Origin of the sequence: Hymenobacter rubripertinctus (genome assembly GCF_003583925.1) — a bacterium.
Classification (GTDB): domain Bacteria; phylum Bacteroidota; class Bacteroidia; order Cytophagales; family Hymenobacteraceae; genus Hymenobacter; species Hymenobacter rubripertinctus.
In genome coordinates, this window is the sequence record NZ_QYCN01000006.1 from 80,127 (window position 1) to 98,496 (window position 18,370).

Genomic DNA, 18,370 nt, shown 5'->3' on the forward strand with positions numbered 1-18,370 from the left:
GCGAAGGATCTTGTCACGTCATAACGAGTCGTTAATAGGATTGTCGCTCCAACGTGATAAGATCCTTCGCTCCGCTCAGGATGACAGTTCCTTTCCCTTGGCAACTGACCACTGATAACCAGCAACTAACAACTGGCAACTAAACCCTGGCCCGGGCCTTGCTACCTTCGCGGCTCCACCTTGCTGCGCTGAAGTTGCTTATGCGTCCGTTCCTGCTGCTGTTCGCTTTCCTGCTCAATTACCCGGTTTTCGCCCAGTCCGCGCCGCCGGCTGACACCCGTAATCTGCTGCCGGTACCTACGTCGGTGCGGTGGGGCACAGGGAAACTAAGCTGGAAAACGATGCTGCGGCCCCAGTTGCAGGGGCCGGCCGATACACTTACCGCCGCCGCCGTAGCCCGCACGTTGCGCCGGCTCCGCCGACAGGCCCCGGCCACTGCCGCCGCTGCCGCCACGCTACCGCTACTGGTACGGTACGGTAACATAGGCCAGCCCGAAACGTTTGATGAAGAACGCTACAGCCTGCGCGTGACGCCCACCGGCATCACGATTGACGCGCCGACCAGCCTGGGCGTGCTGCGGGCCTTGGCCACGCTCGAGCAGCTCCCGGAGCTGGAAGGCCGCCACTCGGTGCTACCCGAAGTGGATATTCAGGACCAGCCGCGCTTTGCCTGGCGGGGGCTGTTAATTGATGCGGCCCGGCACTTCATGCCCGTTTCCGTCATCAAGCGCAACCTCGATGGCATGGCCGCCGTGAAGCTCAACGTGCTGCACTGGCACCTGGCCGACGACCAGGGTTTTCGGGTGGAGAGCCGGACGCTGCCCCGCCTGCACGAGGTGAGCGGACAGTACTACACCCAGGCCCAGGTGCGCGAGGTGCTGCGCTACGCTGCCGCCCGCGGCATCCGGGTGGTGCCGGAGTTCGATGTGCCCGGCCACACCATCGCCTGGCAGGCTGCCTACCCCCAGCTGGCCTCCGGCGACACCCTTTACAAAACCGTGTACCGGAGCTGGCGCCTGGCCAACGTGGCCCTCGACCCGACTAAGGAATCCACCTATGCCCTGCTCGACACCCTGTTCGGGGAGATGACGACCCTGTTTCCCGACCCCTACTTCCACATCGGGGGCGACGAAAACGACGGGCGGCAGTGGCGGGGACAGCCGCGCATCATGGCGTTTGCCAAGGCCAATGGGATGCTGAAAGCCGACGGCAAGACCCTCGATAAGCACGCGCTGCAAACCTACTTCAACCGCCGGGTGCTGGCGATGGTGAGCAAATACGGCAAGCAGATGGTGGGCTGGGACGAAATACTGGGTCCCGGCCTGCCCAAAGATGCCGTGATTCAAAGTTGGCGGGGGCGCAAGGGCCTCTACGACGCGGCCCAGGCCGGCAACCGCGCCATCCTCTCCAACGGCTACTACCTCGACCTCAACCAAAGTGCCGCCAGCCACTACGCCACCGACCCGCTACCTGTTAACAACCCACTCACGGCTACCCAGCAACAGTTGATTCTGGGCGGCGAAGCCACCATGTGGAGCGAGTTTGCCGACAGTGTCATCGTCGATTCGCGCATCTGGCCCCGGGCCGCCGCCGTGGCCGAACGGCTGTGGTCGGCCCGTGAAATAACCAGCGTGCCGGATATGTACCGCCGCCTCGGAGCCGTGGCAGGGCAGCTGGAGGGGCTGGGGCTGCAACACCGCCGCGCCCCCGAGCAGCTGCTACGGCAGCTGGCCGGCCCCACCGCCGACGTGGCCCCGCTCCGTACCCTGGCCCGGGTGCTGGAACCCGTGAAGGAGTATAAGCGCCACTTCCAGGGCTTCACCTACGTGCCCAGCACGCCCCTCAACCGCCTCGTGGATGCCGCCCCCGCCGAATCGGACGTGGCCCGGGAGTTTGGCTGCCAGGTGGATACGCTGCTCAACTACCACACCGCCGCCGGGGCCGGGCTGCCCGCCACGCCCGCCGCCCGCGTGCTGCTGGGCACGTTGCGCCAGCAGCTGCAAACCTGGCAGGCCAACAACTCCCGGCTGGTGCCCCTGCTGGCCGCCTCCCCCACCCTCACCGAGTACGCCCCGCTCTCGGCGGCCCTGAGCACGGCCGCCGCCCTGGGCCTAGAGCGACTGGCCCAACTGGAAAAAGGCCAGGCCCCTTCGGTCGCCTGGCGCGCCGCCGCCCTCCAGCAACTCGACGCCCTGAACAAGCCCGCCGGCCAGACGGAACTGGCCGTACTGCCGCATCTGCGGCGGCTGGTGGAGTCGAAGTAGTGTTTATTGGTAACCCCATTTGTCATGCTGAGCGGAGCCGAAGCATGACAGTTAAACGATATCAATCTTAAAACAGCACCGCCACCTGCATCCGGCCGGTGTGGATGGGGCTCATACTCTGGGGCTTGCGGCCGTCGTAGGCGAGGGTGACGTTGAGGCCGTTGCTCAGGCGCTGCTCCAGGTTCAGGTTCCAGGTGTAGTTACTGCCGGGGCGCAGGGCGTTGAGGATTTCCAGGCCCACCAGGCTGGCCTGGTCGCCCGCGAAGCCCACGCGCACGAAGCGGGCCGTGGCCGAAACCGTCCGCTTGCCTACCTGGCTGATGCGGGTTTCCAGGCCCAGATCATGGAAAGTTCCCCGGGTGTCCTCGTTGGGGCCGGCCGTGTTGCGCTTGGTGGTGTAGAGGTAGCTGGTGGTGAAGCGCCACACCTGGGAGGGTTGGTAGCTCACCTCCGGGGCCGCCTCGTACTGCTCGACCCGGAAGTTGCGGGCCGGCAGGTAATCCGACTGGTTTTCGCGGATGCTGCGGGTGCCGCTGAGGCGGCCGGTGAACGACTGGGCCAGGGTCCGGCGCAGCAGCAGGCTCTGGCTGGCCAGGTTGCGGGTGTCGAAACCCTGGGTGAGCAGCACCTTCTGCTGGGTTTGCTGCACCGTGAGCTCGGCCCCGAAAATGGGGTTAGAGCGGTTGAAATAGAGCGTGTTGCGCAGCAGCTTGTTCAAACTCAGCAGCAGCGAATCGGCGGTCTGGAAGGCGAAGGGGTTGAGGCGGGCGTTGAGGGTATTTTCGGTGCTCTTGCGGTCCAGCGTGACGGTGGTCAGGGTGCTAAAGCGGCTGGCCAGCTCCCGCCAGCCGGTGGCCTCGCGCCACGCCCGCGGGGCCGTGAGCGTGAGCCGGTAGCTGAAGCGGTTGGTGAAGGCGGGCAGGTAGTCGTCAGTCGGCAAAAACACCTTGATGTAGGTCCGGAACTGCGCGTCGGGGGTCTGGGCCTCGAAAAACTCGTTCTTCTCCTGGCGGCCGTTACCGTCCAGATCGTTCCAGTAGTGGGTGCCCTGGCCGTTGGGCACGGCCAGGTAGGCGAAGTCGCGGCGCAGCTCCCGGCCCGTGCCCACGGCGTAGCTCAGCTCCGAGCGCACCACGTTTTGCAGGAAGCTGGCGTTCCAGTCGAGTTTGCCCAGTACAGTTCTTTCCCGCACCATGCCCACGGAGCCGCCGGGCGCGGTCTGGCCGGTGGTATCGCGGGTGAGCAGGTCGCGGTAGGTGGCCAGCACGGCCAGGTCCTGGGTGGCACTGAGGCGGGAGTTCAAGGTACCCTGCCAGGTCTGGGCCCGACCCTGCTCGCGCAGGGAAGTTTGCTCCTGGTTGGGCGTCTGGTCGCGGCGGTAGCTGTAATCGAGGCGGTAGCGGATGCGGGCCGTGTCGCGGCTCTGCACGAACAGGGCGTGCTCGTCGTAGTAGTTGGCCGAGGTCAGGGAGTCGCCGCCCGGCCGGGCCACCCGGTTTTTATCGAAGCGGTAGGCGTAGCCCGGCACCACGGCCCCGCCCACGTAGCGGGCCGTAGCCTCGCCCCGCGCCCACCGCGATTCGCGCCGGCCGGCCGTGGAATTGAGCAGGAACAGGTTGCCGCGCATTTGTACCCGGCCCACCTGCCGGGCCGCGTCTACCCAGTGCTGGAGGCCGCTCACTTCGCCGGCCCGGTAGCGCCGGCTCAGGCGGTAGCCCACGGCATTATCGGCGTCCTTCACCAGGCCCACGGAGGCGTTGAGAATGTTCTCCTCCCGGGGCCGCTGGTTGTTGGTGATGAGCGTGTTGTCCACGCTCCAGTTGCGGTCGAACTCAATGTCGCGGTAGCGGTCAATGGGCGCGAACCGGCGGCTGGTGTACTCGTAGTCGAGGGAGCTGCGCAGCCGGTAGCCGACCATACCGGGCAGGCGCACGCGGCGGTCCTGCACGAGGTAGCCCACCCGCATGGCCTGGCCCTGAGCCTTCTCGGGCGAAAACCGGTTCAGATCCAGCTCCGAGGAAGCCAGATCCACGAACACGGTGGCCGTGGAATCGAGGGCGTAGCTGGTGCCCACCGTGAGGAGCTGCTTTTGCAAGGGCGTGGGCAGCACCCGCACCGGCTCATAGCTCCCCCGGTTCTGGCCCACGAAGGTGTACACCCGGCCGTTGGCGTTGGCATCGGCGGGGCTCAGGTTGTAGGAGCCCCGCCCCGCCCCCAGGTTGGTAAACTGCACGTTATACACCAGCGCCAGCGTATCCAGGGGCGGATACACGAACACGTTCACCGGCTGCTGGGTGGCGGGGTCGGGCTGGATTTCGCGGCGGTACTGAATCTGCTGGCGGTCGTAGCGCACCAGCGTATCGCCGGGGGCCGTTACCCGGCTCACGTTGCCGCTGCGGCGCAGCAGCGCCTTCTGGCCCTCGCTCAGGGTGAGGTTGGGCGAGTTGTCGGGGTTGTCGGATTCGCGGTAGAAGTTGGCGTGCACCTGCAAGCGGCCCAGCTGCTGGTAGTGGCTGGCCTGGAGCAGGGAGCGGGCATAGTTGAAGTCGGAATACTCGTAATCGACCTTGATGCGGGTGTTGCGGGTGATGAGGTGGCGGGGCGAAAACGTGAGCTCGGCCTGGTTGTAGTCGATGATGTAGTCGGCATCGAAGCCCCGCACCAGCAGCCGCCCATCCAGGTAGACCCGCTCGGAATTAGCCAGCACGATGATGAACTGCTCCCCGTTGGGTCCGCGCAGGCGGTAGGGACCCTGCACGTTTTCGAGGGGGGCAATATCGATGCTGGCAAACTTGCCTTTGGCCCCGCCCGCCGCCACCGACGTGGTGGCAAACGCCTCGCCCGTTTTCGTGGACAGCAGCGCCCGGCGCGGCCCCTGGCCCTCGGCGCGGGTGGTCACGGTCTGGCTGGCGTTAGGCCCCGTGCCGTTGGGCGTGAGCGTGCCCGGCGCGGCCCCCGGCCGGGCGTAGGGGTCGGGCGGCGGCTGGCCCGAGCCGGCGGCCGGGGCCACGGTGGGCGGGGTGGGGAGGAAGGTGCCGGCGCTGCCGCCCGCCGCGTTGGGGTACGGCAACAGCTGCTGGTTGCTCACGCCCTGGCCCACGCCGCCCCCGAAACCGCCCGTGGGCAGCTGCCCGAAATTGACCTCGGCCGCCGCGCCCTGGATGTTTTTGTAGAAGCGCAGGAAGTAATCGGGCTTGTTGCGCAGCACCACGTCGCCGGCCGTCAGGCTCCAGCGCGGGTGGGTGAGGGTGATGTAAATCCGGTCGAACTCCTGGAGCTGCTGGGTATTGCCCTCGGGCTGGAAGGGCACGTTCTGGTCGGAAATAGCGGCCGTCAGGTTGATCTGGTCCGTGAGCTTGCCATCGAGCTGCAAGTTGAGCGAGGAGTTGACGAACACGTTCTGGGCGTTGCCGAACGAGACACCCCGCGACAGGTTGCCGGTTTTATTGATGCCCGGGGTGCTCAGAATCTGTTCCTTCACCGAGAAATCGTTCTCCCCGAACGAGGGCCGCTGCCAGAACCGGAGGCTGTCCATGAGGCGGCGGGGCCGCAGGTAGTGGGCCGCCGAGAGTTGCAGAGGCAGCACCCGGTAGCACACCAGCACCGAGTCGGTCCCGGCGGCCAGCACAATGTCGGGCCGGCCGGGCTCGGGGTGGGGAAAGCGCGAAGTGGGCCGCAGGAAACGGTACTGGTCGCGGCCGGCGTCGTAGCGCACCGCGCGGCCCTCCACGCTCACGGAGGCCGGCACGATGGTGAGCGTATCGCGCAGCCCGAAAAATGTCGTATCCCGGCCCGGCGTGAGGCGCACCCAGGCGCAGCGGCGGGTGCTGGGCGGCGCGTCGGGCCGCTGCTGGGCCTGGGCGACGGGCAAAGTCAACAGCAGCAGCCACGCCAGCAGCCCGCAAAGGCGCAGTAAGGACGGCGGATGGCTGCTACTCATTCGGTAAAAATAGGGTATCCGAGCTTCGGAGCCGTGACAACGCCTCGCGCCGACGGTTAGTGCCTGGTAGTCGGTCATTACAAAAGCGTGCAAAGCCCGAGCGAGACAAAAAACCCTGTTACAGGCAAGCCCCTTACCGGGAATCTGCGACTTCTTGCTTTCGTCCTGTTTCGTGAGGGCGGCAACCACGGCTTACCGAAGCCAGCACAAGCCAGGCACATGGGAGGCATCCGCCAGGAGCACCAAGAGCAGCAAGTTGGAAACGTACAAGTTCGGTGGGCGGGGCGGAACGTCATACGCACCGCACCGCCCATTGTCGCGTTGTTGTCACCTCCCTGAAAATCCTTGACCGCTGCCGCCGCATGGCCCCACTGCTGCCCGCCGACACGCTCACCGGCCGCCGGCCCGAAGTCACCAGCCGCTGAGACGGCATTCTTCCCCTATCCCGCCAGCGGCAGCTCGATGAAGAAGCGCGTACCCTCGCCCTCTTCGGTTTCAAACCAGATGTGGCCGCCGGCGCTTTCGATGCCGCGCCGGGCTACGGCCAGCCCGATTCCGGAGCCGGTTTCCTTGGTGGTGAAGTTGGGCACGAAGATTTTGCTCTGCACCTCGGCCGCAATACCGGTACCGTTATCGGCAATGCAGATGCGCACCCGGCCACTGCTGATGGGCTCCAGAATGGCCACCACCTGGGGGGCGCGGTCCTCGGGCACGGCTTGCAGGGCATTGATGAGCAGGTTGTTGAAGGTGCGCACCAGCAAACTTTCATCAGCAAACACCACGAACTGATCGGCCCTGGCACCCGGCGGCAGCGTGAGGCGGATGTCCCCGCCCCCCGGCCGGCCTTGGTGCAGGTGCACGCAGCGGCGCAGAATGGGCACCACATCCAGGCGCTCGGGGCGCATCGCGGGCAGGTTAGTAAAGTTGCTGAACGAGGTAGCAATGTCCGTGAGCACGTCGATCTGGGTGATGAGCGTCTGCGACACCTTGGTCAGCAGCTCCTCCAGGTTGGGGCGCTGGTCCTGGATGGCGCGTTGCAGGAACTGGAGGCTCAGCTTCATAGGCGTGAGCGGGTTCTTGATTTCGTGGGCTACCTGCCGGGCCATTTCGCGCCAGGCGGCTTCCTTTTCCTGGGTGGCCAGCTCCTCCTTGCTTTCATCGAGCTTGAGCAGCATCTGGTTGTATTCGCGCACGAGCAGCCCGATTTCGTCCTCCGACTCGTAGGCCAGCATCTCGTTCTGGCCCGTGAGGGTGGTCTGGCGCAGCTTCTCGGTGATGAGCTTGAGGGGCTCGGTGAGAATGCGCGAGGCCAAAAAGGCCAGCACCAGAAACAGGATAAACATCAGGGTGAAGATGTTGAGAATAGTCGAAATCAGCTCGGTGAGCTTGTTGTCGAGGTCCTTCTCGGAGTCGAAGAACGGAATGCCCACGTAGCCCACCACCGCGCCCGACCGCCCGGGCTGCACGGCGGCGGCCCGGAGCGGCAGGTAGAGCGCATTGAACGACAGGGAGCCGGCCCGCTCGGTGAGCAGTATCCGGGGCTGCCCGTCCTCGGCCAGGGCCGTGACGGCCTGGGGATTCATGAGCGTACTGAGCAGGTTGGCCTCAAAAATCAGGGGCTGGCTGCTCACCAGCAGCTCGCCGTGGGCGTCGTAGAGGTTGAGGTCGGTTTCGGTGAGGGCCGACACGTTTTCGGCCAATTCTACCAGATCGGCCCGGTTGGCGTCGTCGTCGAGCAGCGCCCGGTTCTTGAGCAGGCTTTCCTGCACGGCCTGGCCCCGGCGCTGGTAGGAGCGCAGCAGGTCGCGCTTGTAGGAGTTGGTCACCTGGCTGGCAATGGCCACGCTCACCACAATCAGGGGCACGAGCACGCCCGCATTCAGAAACACCTGGATCTTGGTGCTGAAATTGGTGCGCAGCAAGTGCCGGTACTGGCCCCGGGCCAGCAGCACTACGCTCATCAGCAGCAGCCAGCAGAAGCTGTAGAGCAGGAACAGAAAGGAGAAGTTGGCCAGCCAGTCGGAGAACGAATACGTGGCCGTCGTCACTACCACCAGCCGCCGGCTGCGGTCGGTGCTGCGCACGGCCAGATGGTGGTAGCCGTCCAGGGCCAGCCCCGTGGTATACAGGCGCGGGTCGTTGAAGAAGCTGGCCGGCAGGGTATTTACGTAGTCGAAGTCGCCTTCACTGTACATCAGCTGGCCGTTTTCGTAGCCCGCGTAGCTCAGGTCAGTGCCCAGGCGGGGCTGGAAGAACTTCTGGTCGATGAGCAGCTCGGGCACCACGCTGTTGGCCGTAAGCTTCTTGAGGGTGAGCTCCAGCACAATGGTGCTGGCCCCATCGGCGAGCTTGGGCGCGGGCACCGTCACGAAGGCCACGTAGCGCCGCGAGTTGAACGACTGGCCACCGTCGCGGACCAGGTAGATGTTGGGGTGGTCGGTGGGGCTGGCGTTGCGCAGCAGGTAGCTGCGGGTGGTGCGCAGGTTGCCGCCCACGGCTACGCCCCGGCCTTCGGGGTTGAAGAGAATGACCCGCACCTCGTACTTATCGAAGTAGCCGCGCAGGTAGGACTTCACCACTTTCTGCCGGATCAGGTCCAGATTCACGAAGGGGCTGGCCAGCATGGTGCGCAAAACGGGGTCCTGGCTCATTTCCCGGCCGCGCTCTACCAGCAGATATTCCCCCTGCAAATCGTTATCGGCCAGCATATTGCCCGCCAGCGCCTGCTTGTTTATCTGCAACTGCCGGTTGAAGTGCGCGTAAAGGGCCAGCGCACCTACGGCCGAGCTCACGCCCAGCATCAGGAAGATGAACAGGTACACCTGATAAGGCATCACTACGCCCGTAGACTTGAGCCCGGTCAGGCGCAGAACCAGAAAAAAGGCGAGCGTAATGCCCAGCAGGATGGCGTGTACCAGGCCCAGGCCCAGCCCGATAGCCAGAAACAGCACGCTCAGAACCAGCAGCAACCCCACCCCCAGGCGGCGGGTGGAGGGCCGCACCAGGCTGGCAAACAGGTGGGAGAGCATATAAAAGCCCACCAGATAGCTGCCCGTATGCAGCACAATGGCCAAGCCCAGCAGCACCTTAAAAAGGCTGACCTGAATGTCCTGGGTGATGTCGAGGATGAGTTGGGAGTTGCTGAAGCTGCTGGTGTAAAAGTCGAACAGCATTTCCAGCAGCCCGAAAAACACCAGCACCGTGAGCCCGCCCAGCACAACGCGCACCCGCCAGCCCTTCGCGCGCTGGGCCAGCCGCAGCAAGCCGTAGCGCCGGAACAGCCGCAGTCCGTACCAGGCCACCAGCGTGAGCACCAGCGCGTTGAGCAGCAGGTCGCCGAGGGAGGGCGAAAGCCAGGAGGCCGCGTACACCCGCGGGTCGAAGAGGCTTACTTCCAGAAACGAAAACGGCAGGCCCCAGTACAGCATCAGCGCCCGCAGGACCAGCAGCGGCCCCACTACCAGGGCAGTGCCCGTCAGGATCTGGTGCCGGGCGAACCGCTGCCGGGCCAGTACCACCCAGGCCCCCACATAAAAGCCCACGCCCAGCAGCAGCAGCAGCAACGGCAGGTACTTGCCCGTGATGGGGTCGGCCTGGAGGCTCTCAATGGAAAACAGGTAGTTGCCCTCGTTCGATACCAGCCGGGGGCGGCCGGTGGGCTTCCTTTCCACCAGCAGGCGCACGTTCTGGCCCTGGAAGATGCCCTGGCCGTTCCCGTCGCGCAGGTAGCGGTTGCTGATGCCGTAACTGATTTCAAGCGGAATGTAGGTCAGCAGCACGTAAGGACCCTCCACGTGACGCAGCATCAGAAACTTGCCGAAGCGGGTTTCCAGCAGCCGCTCGTGGTAGCGCTGGGTGGCCTGCTCGGCATCGGGCCGCACCGTATGGTCCGACCAGTATACGATCTGGTCGCCCCGGAAGATGAAGGTGGGGTAAGTGGTGTGGCTGGCGAGGCTGCGGAAGCTCACCCGGCCCGTGGCCAAGCGTTGCAGCAAATCCGTGGATTCCCGCTCCCCCGTCAGCTCCGCCTCCATCAGGGCCTCCTGGAGGCGGGTAGCCGAAGCTTGTAGCACCAGGGCCGGGTTCTGGCTGTACCGATTGCTGAAGTAGGCACCCGCAAAGCAAAATAGCGCCAGTAACAGCAGCCAGACGGGAGTAAGTCGAAGGAATTTCACTACGTACGCTGCTCGTGAGCCGGGAATACTGCAACCATGATACCAAACAAAAATGCCGCCCCTCGGCGGCATTTCCTAACTCCGGCGGGGAGACACCACTTCAGCGGCCGGCAGCGTATTTCGGGTCGTAGCGGGTTCCGCCGAACAGGTAGAGCATCAGGGTGCGCGAATAGCGCAGGCTCAGCGGCGTGAGGAGCAGGGATACCAGCGCCACGGCCGTCACGTACACCCACGTATCCGGGTCGCCGAGCAGGTTGTATACCAGCAGCCCCACCACCAGCATAATGCCCGTCGAGAAGGCAAAGCTGATATACATGGCCCCAAAGTAGAAGCCCGGCTCGGGCTCGTAGGTCTGGTCGCAGACCGGACAACTGACCGGCATTTCGGTGAAATGAGCCAGATTCAGGGCCGAATGCGTGAACAGCGGCCCCTGGTGGCAACGGGGGCAACGTTGCTGCACCAGGGCCACCAGCGTCGAATCAATGTCCGCCATTGGTGCTGGCCTTCTTCTTCTGCTGTTGGGTGTGGCGGTACCAGAAAAAGCCCACGGCACCAATCAGCACGTACGGAATGGTCATCAGGTACACGATGCCCTTGTTGAGGCCGGTGGTATCGTAGCCGTCCTTTTCGTTGCTGGCGGCCTCCACCTGGGTTTTGCACATGGTGCACTGGGCGGCCCCCGCCAGCGGCAGCAAACTCATCAGCAGTAGCAGCAGGGCAAACAGCCCGTTTACGGTTATTTTCTTCATGACGTCAACGGAATAGGTTGGGTGTCTGAATAACCCCGAACCTGGCGGGCAGGTTCAGGGCCGGAAATCAGGTGTAGTAAGGCGCAATCATGAAGTACACGATAACGCCCGTCACCGATACGTAGAGCCACACCGGATACGTCCAGCGGGCAATGCGGCGGTGCTTGGCAAACTGCTCGGTAAGGGCGAAGTAGAGCGTGAACAGCACCAGCCCTACCGTGGCGGCGGCCAGCAGAATGTGGGTCAGCAGGATGAAGTAATAGATGCCCTTGATGAGCCCCTCGCCCCCGAACTTAGTGCTGGCCACCTGGGAGTGGTAGGCCACGTAGGAGAGCAGAAACACGGAGCCCAGCAGAAATGCCGCGCCCATCATGGCCCGGTGCCGGGCCACCTGCTTGCGCCGGATGAAGTAGTAGCCCAGCATCAGAAACAGGGCTGTCAGCGAGTTAAGCACCGCATTCACGGCGGGCAGGGCCTTCACGTTCAGGCCCGGAATCACGAACACGCCGGGGAAGTAGTAGAGCACCGCTACCGCAATCGGGATAACGGCTGCCAGCACGACCGCCAGCACCTTGTACTTGGTGGCCCCGGCCGGGTTCAGAGTGGGTTCAGGGGTGGTCATAAGTGTAGAGCAACACGTCGATTTCGGTGATGAGGCGATTCATGTCCCGCTCGCTGGTGCCGTCGTAGCGGCCGCGCACGTAGCCGTCGCGGTCAATGAGCAGCACAACCTGGGTAGGTTGGGCACCGGGCACGGGGCGCAGGCCGAACTCCCGGGTAAGTAACCGGTCCACCACGGTTTTGTCACCGGCCAGGAAAAACCATTTGCCGGCAATAGCCCCGGAGCCTTCCGCATAGCGGGCCAGCACGGCCACCGAATCCGGGGTGGGATTGACGCTGAGCGAGGCCAGGCGCACCCGGGGCTCCTGGCGGAATTTCTCCTGCACCCGCACCAGTTGGGCATTCTGCCGCTCACAGGGCAGGCCGCAGTCGGGAGAGAAGAAGCTGGCCACGTACAGGCCCTTGTTCCGCAGTTCCGTGCCCGTTACCTCCCGCCCCGCCTGCGTGCGCAACCGGAATTCACCTACCTGGTGAAAAACAGTATCGCGCTGCCACTTCCCGGCCACCAGCGTCGAATCGACTCGCTCAGGCAGGTAAGTTGGCAGCGCGTAACGGTTGGTACCAAAGCTTTTCAGGAACAGAAAAGCGAGTACCGGAACCAGCAGAATCAGGCCCAACAGTAAAACTTGTTGGGGCCGCATCAGCTAGAATATGGCGTTGTGAATGGCGTTGCCCTCAGTAATGAGCGCAACCAGCAGCCAGATCAGCAACGACATGGGTACCAGAATGGTCCAGATCAGCCCTTTAGTTTCATGCTTGAGGTGCATGAACTCGGCCACGATGAAGAAGGCCTTGAAGATGGTGAGGACAATGAAGATGGTATTGCGCAGCGTGCTGGAGGGCATCATGAACGCAATGGCGAACTCGAGCGCCGTGATGGCCGTAATGATCCAGAAGGTTTTCCAGATCCAGGCCGTGTTGGGCTTCGGGATTTCGCCCGCGTGAATGGGCTGAGTGCTAGGATTTGCCATGAGCGTAGAAAGTAGCAGAACAGAACCCGGCCGGCCGGKGCGAAGCCCGGGGCTCCGCACCGGCCGCCGGCCGCAGTCGGGTGAAATTAAACGAGGTAGAAGAAGGTGAACACGAACACCCACACCAAGTCCACGAAGTGCCAGTACAGGCCAATCTTCTCTACCATTTCGTAGTGACCCCGCTTCTCAAAGGTGCCGTTGGTGGTGGCAATGAAGCAGTAGGTGAGCAGGCACAGACCCGAGAAAACGTGGGTGCCGTGGAAACCGGTGATAAAGAAGAACAGGTCGGCAAACAGCACCGGACCGTACTGGTTCACGGATAGGTTCGCCCCGTGGAATACGGTGCCATCGTTCATGAGCGTACCCGCGTCGGTACCCCCGATAAAGTGCCCCCATTCCCAGGCCTGGCAGCTTACGAAGGTCGTGCCGAACAGCAGGGTCCAGAGCAGCCACTTCTGCACGTCCTTCTTATCGAAGCGGTGGCCGGCTTCTACGGCCAGTACCATCGTCACGGAGGAGAAGATGAGAATCATCGTCATCAGGGCCACGAAGGCCAGGGGCAGATCGATGCCGTGCAGGCCAGGAAAGGAGTTGAAGACTTTCTCCGGGATGGGCCAGTACTTGGTGGAGAAGGTAAAGGCTTCGGGCGAGCCCGCGTACGCCATATACCGGTGCCGGATCAGGCCGTAGGTGGTCAGGAAGGCGGCAAAGGTGAAGGCGTCCGACAACAGGAAGAACCACATCATCAGCTTGCCGTAGCTGGCGTTGAAGGGCTCGTTGCCGCCGTCCCAGGTGCCGGTGCGCGGCTTATCCAGGGCGGAATCAGAAACTGCCTGCGTCGTCGGGGAAATCGTGGACATAGCGTGCGGGGGGAGTTTACAAAAATCAGTGGTTCAAAAGTAGGAACAAATACAGGTACAACCAAAGCGCGCCGAGGAAGTGCCAGTAAATGGTGACGTTGCCAATGGAGAGCATCTGGCGCGAATGCACCTGATAATTAAAGCTTTTCCGCACTACAATCAGCAGAAAGATTAATCCGGTGATCAGGTGAAATCCGTGCACGCCGGTAAGTACATACAGAAATGAGCCGGAAGGGTTGGCATCGGTGCCCGCGAAAAAGATGCGCTGGTCTACCAGTTGCCCCCACAGCAGGTACTGGCCCACCAGAAACGCCAGACCCAGGCCCAGGGTGAGCAGGAGCGCGAGGCGCACCTGCTTCAGGTCGTTCTTGCGGGCGGCCAGCCAGGCCCACTGCACGGTGGCCGAGCTGAGCAACAGTACCACGGTGGTATACAGGAATCCGGCGGGCAGGTTGAACTCCAGCCAGTTGCCTTCGTTGCGGCGCACGATGTAGGCGCTGGTATAGGCCGCGAAAATCATGAAGATGCTGACCATCATCAGCATGAGCAGGAAGCGCGCCGGATGGATGCCGGTGGCGGGCTGTTTGGTACTCAACGATTCGTAAGAATCCATATTTTCAGAAGTGAAAAGTGAGAGCGTAGAAGTGAGAAGGCGAATGGCAGGCACCGGGAAGCCTGCCTGATTTTAACACGCAGAAGCAGGCTTTTGTCTCACTTCTCACGTCTCAAATCTCCCTTCCAAAGGAAAGAACTACAGCTTATCCAGCACCAGCGCAATCTGCACAATGGGCAGGTAGAGGAAGGAGCCGAACATGATGCTCATGGCCGCCTTCTTGCTGATGGTGCGCATGAGATAAAACGTCTGCATCAGAAACAAGACCCCGCACACGGCCGCCACCATCGGGTACACGGTGCCCGTCATGCCGAAATAAAAGGGCAGCAGGCTGAGCGGAATCAGAACCAGCGTGTAGGTCATGATCTGGAAGGCGGTACGCAGGTCCTTCTTGCCGGGCGTCGGCAGCATCTTGAAGCCGGCCTTCTTGTAGTCGTCATCGAGCACCCAGGCAATGGCCCAGAAGTGCGGAAACTGCCACATAAACTGAATGCCGAACAGAATCCAGCCCTGCAACCCCAGATAGCCGGTGGCTGCCACCCAGCCGATGAGCGGGGGCAGCCCGCCCGGAATAGCCCCCACCGCCACGCAAATGGGCGAAATGGTTTTGAGGGGGGTGTAAACGAAGCCGTACAGAATCAGGGACACTAGGGCCAGGGCGGCCGCCAGCGGATTGAACGCGAGGGCCAGCAGGGCCAGCCCTGCCCCGCCCAGCACAACGGTGAACACCCAGGCTTCGGTAGCGCTCAGAATTCCCAGCGGCAGCGGCCGCTGGGCCGTGCGCTTCATCTGGCGGTCGAGGTCGATTTCAAAAATCTGGTTGATGGTATTGGCTGCGCCCGTTACGGCCAAGCCGCCCAGCATCACCAGCAGGGCCTGGCCCCACTCCAGCTCACGGGCTCCCAGCAGGTAGCCGATGGCGCTGGAGAAGGCTACCGTAACGGCGAGCCGGAATTTAACTAACTGAAAGAACGCCCTAGCCTTACTCATCAACTGCGAAAACAGGTTGAATGGCGAAAAAGCCCGCCAAACGGGGCCGCAAAGTTACGCAACAACGGCCGGAGTAGCCGCCTGCCGCCGCAACTTCGTGGCCCGGCGGTACGCCACCAGGGCCAGAAACTGCGCCCCGAAGAGCAAAGTGGCCAGTGTGAGGTGAATGGGCTGCACAAACGCCGGAAAAGCAAAATACGCCAGCACGATGCCCGCCAGGATTTCACCCCCAATCAGCCCCAGGATGGCCGTGGCCAGCCGGTGCAGGCTCCGGGAGGGCAACGTGTAGAGTCGGTAGGCCAGATACACGTTCAGCAGCAGCAGCACGGCCGAAAAGGTGCGGTGGAAGCGGAAGGCGCCGCCCAGCTGCTCCACCCAGCCGGCCCGGTTAAGGTAGTTGCTGGCGGCGGCTACCAGATCAATCTGCTCCCGCACCTGGGTGCCCAGCACAATTTGCCCGAACGTGAGCAGCACGGCCAGCACCAGCACGGCCTGCAAGCCCGGCAGCGCCCGCAGGGGTTGAGCGGCCTGCTCCTGCCCTGCCGCCCGCTGGGAGCGGCTTACGGCATAGAGTAGCATGGCCACAATCACCAGGGCCAGCCCCATATGCACGGTCACCATAATGGGCAGCAGGTTGGTGGAAACCACCAGCGAGCCCAGCCAGCCCTGTACGCCCGTCAGCAGGAAAGAGCCAAATGCCAGCCAGAACACCGGCCGGTCGCGCCGCCAGTACGGCCGAGCGAAGAGGACCGTCGCAAACACGAACACCCCGATCAGAGCCCCAACCAGCCGGTTCACGTACTCAATCCAGGTTTTCACCGCGTTGAAATCGGTTTCGATGTACTGGGTCGGGTGGGCGAAAATGTCGCCGGCCACTTGGTGAAAGCCCAGCCGCTCCAGCCTGGCGGCCAGCTTCTGATTTTTCTCCACCCGCTGGGCCGTGTAGATTTCCTTGTAGTTGGCCGGGAGCTGGCTGATGTGGGTGGGCGGTACCCAGCTGCCAAAACACTTGGGCCAGTCGGGGCAGCCCATGCCGGAGCCGGTGCTGCGCACCACACCACCTATCAGGATCAGAAAATACACGGCCGCTACCGTCAGGATGCCTACGAACCGGAAGCGGCGCACGAATGCGGGAGTTGCCATATGCAACGAATCAAGTCAAAGTCAGAATCACACTAGCAACCGTAAACTCGCCGGATTGCTTATCGAATCAGCCGGAAATCCGGGGCAGATGCGCCGGTGTCGGATGCCCGTTCCTGCCCACAAAAAAACAGGCCGCCGTAAGTACAGCGGCCTGTTTTCAGGAGGCGAATGCCGGAAGGCATTTATTCCATTTCCTTCTCGTAGGGCAGGTTCGACGACTGAGTCTGCGAGTACGGTACGTTCTGAGGAATAAAATCCTCGGCGGCACCGGGCTTGCTGTAGTCGTAGGGCCAGCGGTGCACGGCAGGGATTTCGCCCGGCCAGTTGCCGTGCCCAAGCTCCACCGGGGTCGTCCACTCCAGCGTCGTCGAGTTCCAGGGGTTTTCGGTGGCCCGACGGCCGCGGAAGATGCTGTAGAAGAAGTTGAAGATGAAGATGAACTGGCCGAAGAACGCAACGATAGCGGCTACCGAAATGAACTTGTTCAGGTCAGCAAACTGGCTGAAGGTGTCAAAGCCAGTCCAGGCGTAGTAACGACGGGGGAAACCGGCAATACCTACGTAGTGCATCGGCAGGAACACCAAGTACACGCCGATGAACGTCAGCCAGAAGTGAATGTAGCCCAGCTTCTCGTCCATCATGCGCCCAAACATTTTGGGGAACCAGTGGTACACCCCGGCCCAGAGGCCGAAGAAGGCCGACGAACCCATTACCAGGTGGAAGTGAGCCACCACGAAGTAGGTGTTGTGCAGCTGAATGTCGAGGGCGGCGTTGCCGAGGATGATACCCGTCAGACCGCCGGCAATGAACAGCGACACGAAGCCAATGGAGAACAACATGGCCGTAGTGAAGCGGATGTTACCGCGCCAGAGCGTTGCCAGCCAGTTGAACACCTTCACGGCCGAGGGCACGGCAATGATGAGCGTCAGGAACATGAACACCGATCCGAGGAAGGGATTCATGCCCGTCACGAACATGTGGTGAGCCCACACGATGAAGGAAAGCAGGGAAATACCCAGCAGGGAGCCAATCATGGCGCGGTAGCCGAAGATAGGCTTACGGGCATTGGTGGCCAGAATTTCCGATACCATACCCATAGCGGGCATGATAACGATGTATACTTCGGGGTGACCCAGGAACCAGAACAAGTGCTGGAACAGGATGGGCGAACCGCCAGTGTTCGACAGCGCCTGCCCGGCAATGTAGATATCGGACAGGAAGAACGACGTGCCGAAGGAACGGTCGAAGATCAGCAGAAGCGCGGCCGAGAACAGCACCGGGAACGAGAGCAGGCCCAGGATAGCCGTCAGGAAGAACGACCAGATAGTCAGGGGCAGCTTGCTCATGCTCATGCCCTGAGTCCGCAGGTTGATAACGGTGGTAATGTAGTTCACGCCGCCCAGCAACTGGGAGATGATAAACAAGGCCATCGATACCAACCAGAGCGTCTGGCCGGCACCCGAGCCGGAAATGGCCTGAGGCAGCGCCGACAGCGGCGGGTAAATTGTCCAGCCGGCAGCGGCCGGACCGGTTTCAATAAACAAAGAGCTGAACATGACCACGCTCGACAGGAAGAAAAACCAGTACGAGAGCATGTTCATGAAGCCCGACGCCATGTCGCGGGCACCGATTTGCAGCGGAATCAGGAAGTTGGAGAACGTGCCCGACAAACCCGCCGTGAGCACGAAGAACACCATAATGGTGCCGTGCATCGTTACCAGCGCCAGGTAGAACTCGGGGTTCAGCTTGCCGGCCTCAATCCACTTGCCTAGAAACGGCGTGAGCCACTCCATTGTGGACTCGGGCCAACCCAGCTGCAAACGGAAAAGACTGGATAGCGTACCGCCGATAATGGCCCAGAAGATACCCGTAATCAGGAACTGCTTGGCAATTACTTTGTGGTCGGTGCTGAACACGTACTTCTGCAGAAAGCTCTGCTCGTGGTGCTCATCGTGGTGCGCGTCGTGCGCGTGGCCGGGCTCGGTGACCCCGATACCGCCCTGCACTTGCTCGTGAGTGGGAAAATTAGCAGCCATAATAGAAG

General features: G+C 62.6%; 13 protein-coding genes. 1 reads left to right on the forward strand and 12 read right to left on the reverse strand.

The window, feature by feature from the left end; all coding sequences use genetic code 11:
• Positions 1-200 precede the first annotated feature (200 nt).
• Positions 201-2,264: a beta-N-acetylhexosaminidase gene (locus D0T11_RS05935; RefSeq protein ID WP_119654860.1), complete on the forward strand. Its 2,064-nt coding sequence runs from the start codon at positions 201-203 to the stop codon at positions 2,262-2,264.
• A 67-nt stretch (positions 2,265-2,331) separates the two neighbouring features.
• Here D0T11_RS05935 and D0T11_RS05940 read toward each other — a convergent pair whose 3' ends face one another.
• The 12 genes from D0T11_RS05940 to D0T11_RS05995 form a co-directional block, all read right to left on the reverse strand.
• The gene (locus D0T11_RS05940) at positions 2,332-6,204 is read right to left on the reverse strand and encodes a hypothetical protein (protein WP_119654861.1); all 3,873 of its coding nucleotides are present in this window, start codon (positions 6,202-6,204) and stop codon (positions 2,332-2,334) included.
• A 440-nt stretch (positions 6,205-6,644) separates the two neighbouring features.
• Positions 6,645-10,379, reverse strand: a complete 3,735-nt coding sequence (locus D0T11_RS05945; protein WP_182888267.1) for a sensor histidine kinase — start codon at positions 10,377-10,379, stop codon at positions 6,645-6,647.
• 100 nt (positions 10,380-10,479) lie between these two features.
• Positions 10,480-10,872: a DUF983 domain-containing protein gene (locus D0T11_RS05950; protein ID WP_245990616.1), complete on the reverse strand. Its 393-nt coding sequence runs from the start codon at positions 10,870-10,872 to the stop codon at positions 10,480-10,482.
• The gene (locus D0T11_RS05955) at positions 10,859-11,128 is read right to left on the reverse strand and encodes a hypothetical protein (protein ID WP_119654863.1); all 270 of its coding nucleotides are present in this window, start codon (positions 11,126-11,128) and stop codon (positions 10,859-10,861) included. The genes D0T11_RS05950 and D0T11_RS05955 overlap by 14 nt, the downstream gene beginning before the upstream one ends.
• Positions 11,129-11,195: 67 nt before the next feature.
• Positions 11,196-11,750 carry a DUF420 domain-containing protein gene (locus D0T11_RS05960; RefSeq protein WP_119654864.1) on the reverse strand — a complete coding sequence of 185 codons (555 nt, stop codon included), beginning with the start codon at positions 11,748-11,750 and terminating at the stop codon, positions 11,196-11,198.
• Positions 11,737-12,390: an SCO family protein gene (locus tag D0T11_RS05965; protein WP_119654865.1), complete on the reverse strand. Its 654-nt coding sequence runs from the start codon at positions 12,388-12,390 to the stop codon at positions 11,737-11,739. Before D0T11_RS05965 ends, D0T11_RS05960 begins: the two co-directional genes overlap by 14 nt.
• Positions 12,391-12,393: 3 nt before the next feature.
• Positions 12,394-12,720 carry a cytochrome C oxidase subunit IV family protein gene (locus D0T11_RS05970; protein WP_119654866.1) on the reverse strand — a complete coding sequence of 109 codons (327 nt, stop codon included), beginning with the start codon at positions 12,718-12,720 and terminating at the stop codon, positions 12,394-12,396.
• An 86-nt stretch (positions 12,721-12,806) separates the two neighbouring features.
• Positions 12,807-13,580: a cytochrome c oxidase subunit 3 gene (locus tag D0T11_RS05975; protein ID WP_119654867.1), complete on the reverse strand. Its 774-nt coding sequence runs from the start codon at positions 13,578-13,580 to the stop codon at positions 12,807-12,809.
• Between the two features lie 25 nt (positions 13,581-13,605).
• Positions 13,606-14,193 carry a cytochrome c oxidase subunit 3 gene (locus D0T11_RS05980; RefSeq protein ID WP_119654868.1) on the reverse strand — a complete coding sequence of 196 codons (588 nt, stop codon included), beginning with the start codon at positions 14,191-14,193 and terminating at the stop codon, positions 13,606-13,608.
• Positions 14,194-14,331: 138 nt separating this feature from the next.
• Positions 14,332-15,183 (reverse strand): heme o synthase, encoded by an 852-nt coding sequence (cyoE, locus tag D0T11_RS05985; RefSeq protein ID WP_119654869.1) that lies wholly within the window; start codon positions 15,181-15,183, stop codon positions 14,332-14,334.
• A 54-nt stretch (positions 15,184-15,237) separates the two neighbouring features.
• Entirely contained in the window at positions 15,238-16,326 is a 1,089-nt protein-coding gene (locus tag D0T11_RS05990; protein ID WP_119654870.1) for a COX15/CtaA family protein, read from the reverse strand.
• Between the two features lie 182 nt (positions 16,327-16,508).
• On the reverse strand, positions 16,509-18,362 hold the full coding sequence (locus tag D0T11_RS05995) for a cytochrome c oxidase subunit I (RefSeq protein ID WP_245990617.1): 1,854 nt from the start codon (positions 18,360-18,362) through the stop codon (positions 16,509-16,511).
• Between the last annotated feature and the right edge of the window lie 8 nt (positions 18,363-18,370).